Below are 12,738 nucleotides of genomic sequence, written 5' to 3'. Positions count from 1 at the left end.
TGCCAATCCTCGTGGTAATGCCTCAATTCATGCCTCGTCTGATAATCTTCCCTTGAAACTGCACCTGACGATATCGTCGGGATTGGGAAGATCTGGAGCTTCTTGTAATATGTCATTTGATTCTCTCGGCCTAAACGCCGACATCCTGCGTGCTGTTGAAGAGCAGGGCTACCTTGTGCCGACGCCAATTCAAAGCCAGGCAATCCCAGTGGTGCTGGAAGGCCGTGATTTAATGGCCAGTGCGCAAACCGGTACCGGTAAAACCGCGGGTTTCACCTTGCCGTTGTTGCAACTGTTGAGTCAGAACCAACAGCCGATTAAAGGCCGCCGCCCGGTACGCGCGTTGATTTTGACGCCAACTCGTGAACTGGCTGCGCAGATTGATGAAAACGTACAAAGTTACAGTAAATACCTGAAACTGCGCTCGCTGGTGGTATTTGGCGGCGTTAGCATTAATCCACAGATGATGAAATTGCGCGGTGGTGTTGATATTTTGGTCGCCACCCCTGGCCGTCTGCTGGACTTGGAACATCAAAATGCTGTTGATTTGTCCAAGATTGAGATTTTGGTGCTGGACGAAGCCGACCGCATGCTGGACATGGGCTTTATTCACGATATTCGTCGTGTATTGGCAAAACTGCCCGCCAAACGCCAGAATCTGCTGTTCTCCGCGACTTTCTCTGATGAAATTAAAGGGTTGGCTAGCAAATTGCTGCACAATCCGGCATCTGTTGAAGTGGCACGCCGTAACACCGCTTCTGAACAAATTGCGCAAAGTGTTCATTTTGTGGATAAAAATCGTAAGCGCGAATTATTGTCTCAGATGATTGGCGAGGGTAATTGGCAGCAAGTATTGGTGTTCAACCGCACCAAGCATGGCGCTAACCATTTAGCTGAGCAACTGAATAAAGACGGTATTACTGCCGCAGCCATTCACGGTAATAAGAGCCAAGGGGCACGTACCCGCGCACTGGCTGACTTTAAAGACGGCAAAATCCGTGTGCTGGTCGCCACAGACATTGCTGCTCGTGGTTTGGATATCGACCAGTTACCCCATGTGGTTAACTATGAGCTACCAAACGTTCCAGAAGATTACGTGCACCGTATTGGCCGTACTGGCCGTGCGGAACGTACCGGTGAAGCGATTTCATTGGTTTGTGTTGATGAACATAAACTGCTGCGCGATATTGAGCGTTTGCTGAAACGTGAAATTCCCCGTATCGCCCTCGAGGGTTACGAGCCGGACCCAAGCATTAAAGCGGATCCGATTCAAAATGGCCGTCAGGGCCGTGGTGCGCAACGCCCAGGTATGGGGCGTGGCAGCAGTGCTGGTCGCTCACAAAATGGTGGCGCAGCAGCAGGTCGCGGTGATAGCCGCACCAGCCGCCCACGCAGTCAGGCTGATGGTCAACGTCGCCCAGCAGGGCCATCTTCACGTGGCCGTAGCCGCAAACCGGGCGAATAAGTTAGAAAATATTCGCTGATAAAACCGCTTTCTCGAAGGCGGTTTTTTTTCACCTGAATCCATGACTTGGCAGGGTTATCCCTTGTTTTAAACCCTATTTCACCCGTATCATTGCCGGTCATTTTATCGTGATACGATGCGGAATTTATTAGACAGTGTGCGGGTTGTATGATGGCGTGGGCAAGAGCGTAGGGGCATTAGCATGCGGGTAATACTGGCACCGATGGAAGGTGTATTGGACTCACTGGTGCGCGAACTGCTCAGTGAAGTTAATGATTACGATCTTTGTATCACCGAATTCTTACGGGTGGTTGACCAACTATTGCCCGCCAAATCATTCTATCGCCTGTGCCCTGAACTTCATCACCAGAGCCGAACGCCTTGCGGCACTCAAGTTCGTATTCAATTGTTAGGCCAATATCCCCAATGGTTGGCGGAAAATGCAGCTCGTGCGGTTGAGCTGGGGTCATATGGTGTAGATTTGAACTGTGGCTGCCCCTCTAAATTGGTGAATGGCAGCGGCGGTGGCGCAACATTGCTCAAAGACCCAGAGCTGATTTATCAGGGGGCTAAAGCTATGCGTGAAGCTGTTCCGGCTCATTTACCTGTCACCGTAAAAATTCGGTTAGGGTGGGATTCTGGCGATCGCCAGTTTGAAATCGCGGATGCAGTACAGCAAGCCGGGGCCACAGAATTAGCGGTGCATGGCCGCACTAAAGAAGAGGGTTATCAAGCTGATCGGATCAATTGGCAAGCTATCGGCCAGATTCGTCAGCGTCTGACAATACCGGTGATTGCCAATGGTGAAATCTGGGATTATCAAAGCGCGCAAGAGTGTATGAAAGTGACTGGGTGTGATGCTGTGATGTTAGGGCGCGGGGCGCTGAATGTGCCAAATCTGAGTCGAGTTGTGAAATACAATGAACCCCGTATGCCGTGGCCAGAAGTCATCAAGTTGCTGCAAAAGTATGTGCAATTAGAAAAACAGGGCGATACCGGGCTCTATCATGTGGCGCGTATCAAACAGTGGTTGGGATATCTGCGCAAAGAATATACTGAAGCCAGCGATTTATTTAGTGAAATCCGTGCATTAAAAACGTCAAAAGATATTGCGCTCGCTATTCAGCGCATTTAGTTTTGGGCATTATCAAACACCGCTGCTTAGGGTTACTTGACAGCACTTGCAACGGTGCGATTTTTGCTTTTATTGGTTGTAGCCTTATTATTTGTCATCTTGCATTTGTTGAAGGATTTTCCCGAAACTGACTGTTTTCCTACCCACCTTTTTCATCCCATCTTCGGGGAGATAACTGAATTTCACGTAAAGAAGTTGACCATCGCTTTTTTCTTTATTTCTCAAACTCTTAATTACATCGTACAGGGCCTTTAAATCTGAGGGAATCCCTGCTGCATCAGTAATAATCGTACCCACTGGCACGAATTTTGCCGCCTGTTCGACCGTTTGGGTTAATAAATCATGTAATGGAAACAAGCCGGTAAAACGCTTCTGCGGTACATAGTTGGTGATACCCATGTAGATATCGGGCAGTTCTTTGATATGGTTTTCGATACCGCGAGTCTCGTTTTTAATCAAAAACTCTGAGATCTCAAGTGCAGAGCCGATTAATACTAACGGTTTAATTCCATTCCCTTGCTCAGAAAAAAGATAATCATTATGGGTATTTTTGACCGCTTTTTGCAGTTGCCCGTGATCGACGATCAGACTGTAATATTTTCCTTCTTTTACAATAGGGGCGGGTTCGCGCCATAGCGTTATTTCATTGGCCGATGCTGGCTCTGCATTTATTATACAACACATAAATAAAAATGATGTATTAATGGGTTTCATCATCAATAAACTCCTTTTTATTGCTAGTGATATTATAGAGGCGAATTTCTATAGGGTAATCTATTTATGCTGATAAATAATGAGATTTTGATAAAGTATAATCTTTGCTACGCGCAGTGCAATACATATTTTAGATGTTGTCTGTAAGGGGGAAGTGAAATAAAACATTAGAAATAATAATAATTTCCTATTGAGTGTTATTTAATATTTTTAGGTAAATGTATTTTTAACATGATAATAATTGGCATGATTATTTTTAGTAATTGATATTCAGATTCTAAATACACCTTAAACAGGAATGGTTATTTTTCTGATTTGCTTTACGTATCACGACTATAGTGTGCCGGCATGTTAAATGCAGTATCTCGTTAGGCGAGGCTCCTATACAAACACAGGTTACTGATCTGACGACGTCCAGAGACGCCCAAGGTTAGGACAGGCTATATCGGATTAAGGTATAGCCCAAAGTAACTTCTGAGAAATCAGATACGTTGTATAGTGCTAAAACTTAGACACGGAGATAGCCATAGAGCACTCTCTAATCTGGTTACGCCCCTATGTGAGGACTGTTTAGTTAATTAATAACAGTAATAGGGTCATTTATGAGTTCACATTTTGATTTAGCATTACAAAAGCAAAACCCATTCAATTCAGGCGAAGAAAAAGAGTCTACCTTAGGTGCCTATATGAGCGATGCCTATATTACGGTATCCGCTGATATGTCAGTCGCTGAGGCTAAAGCCTATTTTCTGCAAAACATTTCTGATAATGAAATTCCGACACAATTATTGGTAACGAATGATAATCGGCATTTGCTCGGATTACTTTCAGTTAAAAAATTATTGACTGAGGAGCAGCAGGACATAAAAGTTTTTCAAATTATCAATCAGAGTTATTTTTCAGTCTCCCCTGATCAAAATCGTCATGAGGTAATTAACTTATTATCAAAAAGTGGTTTAGATATTGTTCCGGTCTTAAGCCACGGTAAATTAATTGGGGTACTACAAGCTCAAGATATTGCTGAATTGATTGAAGATGAAAATACTGAAGATGCCCAACGACAAGGAGCCAGCTTACCTCTAGATGAACCGTACTTACAAACCAGCCCAGTAACATTATGGCGTAAACGGGTTGTTTGGTTATTAATGTTATTTGTTGCAGAAGCCTATACCGGTACAGTATTAAAAGCATTTGAGGAACAACTGGAGGCGGCTATTGCGCTGGCATTCTTTATACCACTATTAATCGGCACAGGGGGGAATAGCGGTACACAAATTACTTCCACTTTGGTGCGAGCGATGGCATTAGGAGAAGTCAGCTTACGTAATGTCGGTGCTGTATTGCGTAAAGAGGTTTCAACTTCTCTCATGGTGGCAATAACTATTGGTCTAGCTGCCTGGATCCGCGCCTGGTTCCTGGGGGTTGGGATGGAAGTCACTATCGTCGTCAGCTTAACTGTTGTCGCTATTACAGTATGGAGCGCAATCGTTTCTTCTATTATTCCGATGGTATTAAAGCGTTTATCTATCGACCCTGCAGTGGTATCTGCCCCCTTTATCGCGACCTTTATTGATGGTACCGGTCTGATTATTTACTTTGAAATCGCTCAATTGGTGATGACCGAGCTGGCATAAGTGAGTGTAAATAAAAGGGCGCTCTAAGCGCCTTTTTTAATGGATAGCACAAAACTTACTTTCTCTTGCGGCCGATAAATTTCGCCAGACCCAATAGGAAGATGGCCCCAACAAAAATCAGCAATGCATCAACCCAGAATGTCAGAGAGGCCAAGTTTTCATCATGAATGTCAGCTAAACCAGCCGCGATTAAAAATACACCGAAGAGAATACCAAAAATTGTCGTTCCCATATAAACACCTGTAAATTAGGTTTATCTACAAATTTATGCTGGCAATTATAGGGCAATATTTGAACGAGTAGGTGTTTTTTTTCTCACTATTGAGGTTTGGTTAAGATTATCTTGGCTAATTAAAATGGCGGAGACTAAATCTTTAAAGTTTTATTATTACAATAAAAGTCTCTCTGTTACAGCATGTTGCTTATTTTATAAGCAAACGCTATCTTTTAGCATAGTTACTATTATTCTAGTTTTACTTTCTTTAGATTGAAAATGTTTACCGCTGAGCAGCGATTAGGCAGCTTAATCTTTGTAACAATCATTTTAAGAATGTGTGGTGCGCAGTGCATTACTGTAATTTATAATGCGCCGGATCAACCACAATGTCCCAGACAACCTATTTAAGCTGACGAACATGCATGTGAAAATCCGTTTTGCACTATTAAGTTTCTTGCTTTTATCTACCTGTATCAGTGCCGTCCCGCCAGCTATGGCAAGTGGGGCGGGCAGTGAGGTGAAAGGAAAAGCCGCGCTTGAATTGGCATCGGGAAGTGCGATGGTGGTTGATTTACAAACGAATAAAGTGATTTATGCTAATAATGCGGATGAGGTTGTCCCGATTGCATCAATAACCAAATTGATGACGGCAATGGTGGTATTAGATGCCAAGTTGCCGCTGAATGAAATTATTTCAGTCGATACTCATCAAACCAAAGAAATGAAAGGGGTGTTTTCACGGGTTCGAGTGAACAGTGAAATCAGCCGCAAAGACATGCTGTTATTGGCACTCATGTCGTCGGAAAATCGTGCTGCTGCCAGTCTGGCTCATCATTATCCTGGTGGATATAGTGCCTTTATTAAGGCGATGAACACCAAAGCGAAATCATTGGGAATGACAAAAACGCGTTATGTAGAGCCAACGGGGCTATCGATTAATAATGTTTCGACGGCGCGTGACCTGACTAAATTATTAATAGCGACCAAGCAATATCCGTTGATTGGTCAGTTAAGTACCACTACAGAGAAAATGGCAACTTTCCGTGAGCCTAATTACACGCTACCTTTTCGTAATACTAATCATTTAGTCTATAACGATAAATGGAATATTCAGCTGACTAAAACGGGTTTTACCAATCAGGCGGGACATTGTTTAGCAATGCGTACTGTTATTGGCCATCGCCCTGTAGCACTGGTTGTGTTAGATGCTTTTGGTAAATATACCCATTTTGCTGATGCCAATCGCCTGCGGAGTTGGATGGAGACCGGTAAGGCCGCGCCAATTCCTGGCGCTGCGAAAAGTTATCGTCAACAAAAAGATGCTCAAGGTCGCTTGGCTCAAGTGTCAGAATAGGAACAACATGAAAGGCTGAGTTTGCAACCGAGCTGTAAACTCTGCCTAGAGTATTTTACTGATAACAATTAGAAAATTAGTTTAAGTACGCCAGTAATGGTCAGCAAGCCGACAATAAAGATGATCGCAATAATCCACAGTATTATTTTCATTCATTCTCCCAGACTCAATATAGAAAATTAACCTCTGTCAGTCATACCAACTTTCGTCAGTATCAGACTATGACTATAGTTTGCCTGGCAGAATTCATGCGGTATCTTGCCGGAATTCGGATAATGCTTAATTTATTTTGATTAGCACAATCTTTCTCCTCAGCATGATTACTTTTTCTGCCAATATTTGAGCTTAGAGGTCTTTCCTATCCCTGGGTTAAAGCTGTTAGTCGGGTCTATCTGTTGATAAAACGCTTTCAGAGCAGGTTTGGCTATATAGAGGTGGCCAACATTGTGTTCAGCCGGATATTCAGCTCCTTTGTCATTCAGAAGTTCCAACATTCTTTGTTTTAAGGCGTATGTATCGGCCCCTTTCTTCACGATATAATCCTGATGAAAAACATGGCACAGAAAATGGCCATAATAGAGTTTGGCAATCAGGTAATTATCTATTTCTGGCGGTAAGGTTTCGAACCACTGTTCTTCATTGCGCGGTAGAGCAATATCTAGCGCCAGAATATCTTCAACTTTATCTGCATGAACTGCGTGATACCGTATAGCGGCCCCCGCCGCAGCAAAACGATGTAAGAAAGCTTTTTTACCTTCATCTGCGGTGCAGGTAATAAAGTTACCTTCCGCCGTGGCAAAAAAATCTTTTAGAAATAGCTGTGCTTCAGTAATCCCTTCACCTGCCATTTTTAACATCAAGTGATGCTCATATTTATTACGATAACTCTTAAGGCGCTTGGGTAAATGACTGGGAAGTATTTGGCTGAAGCCTTGCATAACCCTATCGGTTAAATGATCGATGAGAAAAGGAACTTTGCTGAGACGAGCATCAATTTTACCTTTTAAGGTAAAAAAGCGTGGCATATTATTGGTACCCATGCGGTTGATCATGACAAATGTATCTTTGCCATAAACTTCTGCAATATCAAAGATATCGCGATGCATATATTCGCCAGCAACGGGTAGATGCTTGAAGTCACGTAAAATGGCTCGACGTAATGCTGTTAAGACCTGAGTTTGATTGGTGCCAATATAGAAAACTTGCTGTTGTTTATCACTGGGAAAAGTATCTAACCGAACGGCAAATACAGCCAATTTCCCCGCACATCCAGCGGCTTCAAATAGACGTCTTGGGTCGGCATTAAAACGAGAAGGTGTTGGTGCATCAATATTTCTCACTCGCGTAGCATATTCGTGATCGGATGCTTGCTGTGTACCTTGCGCAATATCGCTGTCACTATATTCGCCCCTTTCTAATCGTTGTAAGATCTCTTCTGGTGTATTGCCCAGATTAATTCCTAAATGATTGATTAATTGTAATTCGCCTTGATCGTCAATTTGGGCAAACAGCGCCATTTCGGTATATGCGGGGCCTCTTTGAACCAATGAACCCCCTGAATTATTACAAATACCACCGATAACTGAAGCACCAATACAGGATGAACCAATGACTGAATGGGGTTCTCGGTCATAGGGTTTTAAGAGCTTCTCTAATTGATTCAGTGTACTGCCAGGAAACCCAATAACTTGCTTACCGTCATTGAGTAACTGAATTTGATTAAGGCGCAATGTATTTAATATAACAATCGGGCGGTCGTAATCATCACCACTTGGGGTTGACCCCTCGGTTAGCCCGGTATTCGCGGCTTGCATGATTACAATTGTATCGGCTGCCACACAGATTTGTAGTAATTGCCACTGTTGCAACAACGTAGAGGGAAACACGACGGCAATTGCCGAGCCCGAGCCTGAGCGGAAACCGGTACGATAGCGTTCAGTCTGCCTTTCGCCGGTCAACATGTAGCGCACACCCACAATTTTTTGCAACTGGGTTAACAAGGTTTGCATTTTTTCATCGTAAGATTGATTCATTCTTGTTATCCCCTGTAATGATATTTACGTGGTTATAGCATGAGGTTTTTGCAATTTGACCTATATGAAATAGCTATTTTGCTGTAATGAAGTAAACATGAGTGAGGGCAGCCTTTGTTAATAAAACACAATTTTTGCGAAACTCATCACACAATTATGGTTTAAAGAACACTTTTGCGCGGTATTTTTCGGCCTTAAACATTACTGATACTAATGATTAATCAAAATGCCTATAAGAGATGCGGTGATTGATCTCTTTTGCGAGATCGATAAGAGTTTTGTTTGTTACACAATGCGATATAAGATCGTGTACAAGGACTTCGCTGATTAATAAGGTATTTTATGAGTGAGCATTTTGTTGGTAAATATGAGGTTGAGTTGAAGTTTCGTGTACCGCAGATGACTCAATTGCGTAAACAGTTAGTTATCCATAAAGCGACAACGTTCACCGCAGATAATCATGAAAAAGATATCTATCTAGAAGCCAATAGCGGTGATTTGGCAGCGCAAAGGATTAGTATGGTTTTGCGGGAAATGAATCCATCAGGTATTCGTTTATGGATAGTTAAAGGGCCGGGTTCGGAACGTTGTGAAGCGACCAATATTGAAGATATTGGCAAAGTGCAAAGTATGTTATCAACGTTAGGGTATCAACCGGCATTTACACTGGAAAAGCAACGCAGCATCTATTTTGTCGGAAAGTTTCACGTTACGGTTGATAGCTTGGTCGGGCTAGGAGATTTTGCCGAAATAGCCATTATGACTGATGATGTTACAGCCTTGGATAATCTAAAGGTCGAGTGTCGAGATTTAGCTGACCGATTAGGACTATTAGCAGAACAGCAAGAAACTCGCTCATATCGGCAGCTACTTGGTTACTAGCCATTATATGGCTCGTGATTGTGAAATATTGGCCGCTTATGAATGACGGCCAGATAAGCTTACTTTTTCATCAAAGATTTTAAGTTGGCGAATGGATTGTGGGTGGCTACACCCTGATCATTTTGTGCGTCATCACCAGCAATCACAGTCGAACCATAGAGGTCTGCTTCGGTATATTTGGAATGCTCATGATCATGGCAAAAAAGGCATAACATCTCCCAATTGCTGCCATCTTCAGGGTTATTACTATGGTCATGGTCAATATGGTGAACTGTGAGCTCCCGCAAATTGGAATAAACGAATTCTCGCGAACATTTACCACAAACCCATGGGTAAATCTTCAGCGCTTTTTCTCTATATCCACTTTCCAGACGTGCGTAGTTCTTCGGTATATATGCCATATGACCCTTCAATTCTGCGAGCAACAATATCCTTATTTTAGCGTGAAAGCCGGCGGCAGACTATCAACTATTGGTTATTAATATTAAGGCCATACAGCCCCGTTTGGCGCTGTATTAGGGGAACGCATTGAATCGATTATAAAAAACATGTCAAGGCACTCACGGCGCATCCGGGATTTTTTGAGACTTTTGCTGATGATTTAAAGGGATAAGTCGTTTTACACTATTAGTCAGTCTGTTTTTATGGTTACTTTGTTACATTATTTAGGGCCGAGTTATTAGCATAAGATTATGCATATTCCGCTAATAGACTTATTTTACGGCAGGCAATCCAGTGTGTTTAGCCTGAAATCCTTTGCCGATACAGTTGAGGCGCTATGAAAGAATCTGAGGTACTGGCTGAAGTCAGTAATGAAAACCAGACATTAGTTGCTGTGGTGCAACAAGACCAGCGAGTAGTGTATTTCTATATTTATCCGCAAGAATCGTTTGAAGAACGTTTCCCTGTTCGCGCCTGCTGGGTGAGGAATTTGGTTGCGGCCCCTGTATCTACAGATAATACTGCCCTTGAACAAGGATTAGCTCCGCGCTTGGCTGCAGAGTTTTGCCGTAACATCGCGGGTGAGGCTGAACTTGATGCTCAATTTATTTCAATTATCTGGTCCGAAAGTGATGATGGTGCCGCATTGTGGTATCAGGGCCAATTACTGGCGATTATTCCCGGTTGGAGTTTATATATTGATCACTCCGTTTGCTATTCTGCCAGTTGCATTAAAGACAACCCACTTACTTTCCCTCTGGGCTCTGCATCCACGAATGTCCAATATACCCGAGCACAGAGTACGCGCCAATTTTGGCGGGCCTGGCAGCGGGAAGAAGGGAATCCATGGCCAGCATTACAGGCCGAATATATTCAGTGTTATGAACAACACTTTGGTCCATCGGTTAAATATTATGCCATTGATCAAGGTAAGTGGCCGCCCATGGCCATCTCACAGCATGAAAAAGACGGAATATATTATTTTCTGACGGTGGGAGTCAGTATTCGGCCCCAGCCATGGGTTGAAATATTATTTAATGATGATGCGGCTAAATATCGGCGTTTAGAAATGGCAATAGCGATTGATAGTCAATATGTTAATGAGGATAACGCTATCCATATGGCCAGTGCGCTAGCCGGATTTGCTCATGTACCTTGGAGCAAAATAACCTGGCTGGGAGAATGTCATACATTACAATCAGAAGTCGCCCCTCAAGGATATGAAGGTTATATCTTATCATCAGCGCTTTATGCTAAGGCAAATCACCTAATATTACCTTCCCAACAGGGGGACCCGGTCAATATATATTGGGCCAGCCCTATTTTTGCCAGTGAAATGGCGTCTGCCCATAGTGTGCCGAACGGTGGATATGATTTGTTGGCCAAACTGCAACAGCAGGGAATTGATCATATTTTCTCACCACGCGAGTCCGTTATTTAGTGTTACCTGAACCTTGCTGGTCTGATTTGCAGATTTTGTTATTCGGGTCTTAACTTAACAATGACGATAGCGATTTGGGCCGTAATGTGTAGTGGACATTGAGTGAGATAGTCAAATTTGCTATCAGTGAAAATTAAATTTATGGAGGTGCTTATGGGCATACTATCTTGGATTATTTTTGGTCTTATCGCCGGTATTTTGGCTAAATGGATTATGCCTGGAGAGGATGGCGGTGGTTTTATTATGACTATAATCCTAGGCGTGGTGGGTGCGCTGGTTGGTGGCTATATCAGTACTTTCTTTGGGATGGGTAGGGTTGATGGATTTAATCTTGGCAGCTTTGTGGTGGCGGTCATTGGCTCGCTAGTTGTGCTATTTGTCTACCGTAAGTTGAGGAGTTAGAGGCCAGCTAGATGTTTATCACCGTGATGTCAAATGACCACTTTTCGATAAAATAATCACTAATCAAGAAAATACTCACTCATAAAAAACATAAGAAAGGTGGCTGATTTTTGTCACCTTTCTCTCATAAAACTATCATCAATATGCAATAGAAATATTCGTTAATGGCTCATGATTACAGGTAATCTGAGAGACATAACATGGGCCAAGCATTGCGTAAATTCACTGTAGCCGATTATCCGACTGCGGTGCCAGAATCACGTAAGAAGGTACTAAGGCATACAAATCACAGCATCGAGTTCTTGACGATATTAATTTTGAGCTTCATACGGGTGAATTTGTCGCAATAATTGGTCGCTCAGGTGCCGGTAAATCTACACTATTACATGTTTTAAATGGCACTATTCCCTGTAGTGCTGGGGAAATCATTAATTACCATGACAATGGCGAGACACAGAATATTGCTGCGTTAACAACAAAGCAAATGCGTAAATGGCGAGCCAAATGCGGTATGATTTTTCAAGATTTCTGTTTGGTTCCACGGCTTGACGTTATTACGAATGTTTTATTAGGTCGCCTGAGTTACACCTCCACATTAAAATCTTTCTTCAAAATATTTGCAGAGCAGGATCGCGCTAGGGCTATCGAGTTGTTGCAATGGCTTAATATGTTGCCTCATGCTTTGCAGCGCGCAGAAAATCTTTCTGGGGGGCAAATGCAGCGTGTGGCTATTTGTCGCGCTATGATGCAAAACCCCCAAATATTATTGGCAGATGAACCTGTTGCTTCTTTAGACCCAAAGAACACTACTCGTATTATGAATACATTACAGAAAATAAGTGAGAACGATATTACGGTGGTCGTTAACTTACATTCTGTCGATTTAGTGAAGGATTATTGTACCAGAGTTATTGGTATTGCTGATGGGCGAATTATTTTTGATGGGCATCCCTCTTTACTGAATGACATTATTATTCAGGAAATATATAGCGATGAATCAACTGAGCTTTTGCATTAATT

General features: G+C 42.8%; 12 protein-coding genes, 1 pseudogene and 1 riboswitch. Of the genes and pseudogenes, 8 read left to right on the top strand and 5 right to left on the bottom strand.

All coding sequences use genetic code 11. The features are described from left to right. Positions 1-109 precede the first annotated feature (109 nt). Positions 110-1,465, top strand: coding sequence for an ATP-dependent RNA helicase RhlE (gene rhlE, locus D5F51_RS12320; RefSeq protein WP_129197070.1), 1,356 nt, complete (start codon positions 110-112; stop codon positions 1,463-1,465). Between the two features lie 202 nt (positions 1,466-1,667). Further along, on the top strand, positions 1,668-2,600 hold the full coding sequence (dusC, locus tag D5F51_RS12315) for a tRNA dihydrouridine(16) synthase DusC (RefSeq protein WP_087769249.1): 933 nt from the start codon (positions 1,668-1,670) through the stop codon (positions 2,598-2,600). 87 nt (positions 2,601-2,687) lie between these two features. Here the strand turns inward: dusC and D5F51_RS12310 are convergent, their stop codons facing one another. Next, the gene (locus tag D5F51_RS12310; protein ID WP_129197068.1) at positions 2,688-3,317 is read right to left on the bottom strand and encodes a hypothetical protein; all 630 of its coding nucleotides are present in this window, start codon (positions 3,315-3,317) and stop codon (positions 2,688-2,690) included. A gap of 354 nt (positions 3,318-3,671) precedes the next feature. Further along, positions 3,672-3,841: riboswitch (M-box (ykoK) riboswitch) on the top strand. A gap of 75 nt (positions 3,842-3,916) precedes the next feature. On the opposite strand from D5F51_RS12310, the gene D5F51_RS12305 reads away from it, so the two are divergent. Beyond that, positions 3,917-4,948, top strand: a complete 1,032-nt coding sequence (locus tag D5F51_RS12305) for a magnesium transporter (protein WP_025377703.1) — start codon at positions 3,917-3,919, stop codon at positions 4,946-4,948. Positions 4,949-5,003: 55 nt separating this feature from the next. On the opposite strand, the gene D5F51_RS22600 is transcribed toward D5F51_RS12305, so the two are convergent. Beyond that, complete coding sequence (locus D5F51_RS22600) at positions 5,004-5,180, bottom strand: hypothetical protein (RefSeq protein WP_025377704.1); 177 nt, start codon at positions 5,178-5,180, stop codon at positions 5,004-5,006. A 403-nt stretch (positions 5,181-5,583) separates the two neighbouring features. Between D5F51_RS22600 and pbpG the strand changes: the two genes are divergently transcribed. Further along, positions 5,584-6,519: a D-alanyl-D-alanine endopeptidase gene (pbpG, locus tag D5F51_RS12295; RefSeq protein ID WP_129197066.1), complete on the top strand. Its 936-nt coding sequence runs from the start codon at positions 5,584-5,586 to the stop codon at positions 6,517-6,519. Positions 6,520-6,587: 68 nt separating this feature from the next. Here the strand turns inward: pbpG and D5F51_RS23045 are convergent, their stop codons facing one another. Further along, on the bottom strand, positions 6,588-6,671 hold the full coding sequence (locus D5F51_RS23045) for a small membrane protein YohP (RefSeq protein ID WP_453889830.1): 84 nt from the start codon (positions 6,669-6,671) through the stop codon (positions 6,588-6,590). Between the two features lie 168 nt (positions 6,672-6,839). Beyond that, positions 6,840-8,552, bottom strand: a complete 1,713-nt coding sequence (gene dld, locus D5F51_RS12290; RefSeq protein ID WP_129197064.1) for a D-lactate dehydrogenase — start codon at positions 8,550-8,552, stop codon at positions 6,840-6,842. Between the two features lie 342 nt (positions 8,553-8,894). On the opposite strand from dld, the gene cyaB reads away from it, so the two are divergent. After that, the gene (cyaB, locus tag D5F51_RS12285; protein WP_025377707.1) at positions 8,895-9,434 is read left to right on the top strand and encodes a class IV adenylate cyclase; all 540 of its coding nucleotides are present in this window, start codon (positions 8,895-8,897) and stop codon (positions 9,432-9,434) included. Between the two features lie 59 nt (positions 9,435-9,493). On the opposite strand, the gene yajD is transcribed toward cyaB, so the two are convergent. Continuing rightward, positions 9,494-9,835 (bottom strand): HNH nuclease YajD, encoded by a 342-nt coding sequence (gene yajD, locus D5F51_RS12280; protein ID WP_025377708.1) that lies wholly within the window; start codon positions 9,833-9,835, stop codon positions 9,494-9,496. A 377-nt stretch (positions 9,836-10,212) separates the two neighbouring features. On the opposite strand from yajD, the gene D5F51_RS12275 reads away from it, so the two are divergent. The 3 genes and pseudogenes from D5F51_RS12275 (at position 10,213) to phnC (ending at position 12,736) form a co-directional block, all read left to right on the top strand. Further along, a complete protein-coding gene (locus D5F51_RS12275) occupies positions 10,213-11,316 on the top strand; it encodes a suppressor of fused domain protein (RefSeq protein ID WP_025377709.1) in 1,104 nt (367 codons plus the stop codon). Between the two features lie 153 nt (positions 11,317-11,469). Next, entirely contained in the window at positions 11,470-11,718 is a 249-nt protein-coding gene (locus D5F51_RS12270) for a GlsB/YeaQ/YmgE family stress response membrane protein (protein WP_005274394.1), read from the top strand. Between the two features lie 200 nt (positions 11,719-11,918). Then, positions 11,919-12,736: pseudogene (gene phnC, locus D5F51_RS12265) on the top strand (phosphonate ABC transporter ATP-binding protein). The last annotated feature ends 2 nt before the right edge of the window (positions 12,737-12,738 follow it).

Source organism: Yersinia hibernica (genome assembly GCF_004124235.1).
Classification (GTDB): Bacteria; Pseudomonadota; Gammaproteobacteria; order Enterobacterales; family Enterobacteriaceae; genus Yersinia; species Yersinia hibernica.
This window is presented reverse-complemented; position numbering and strand designations above follow the sequence as displayed.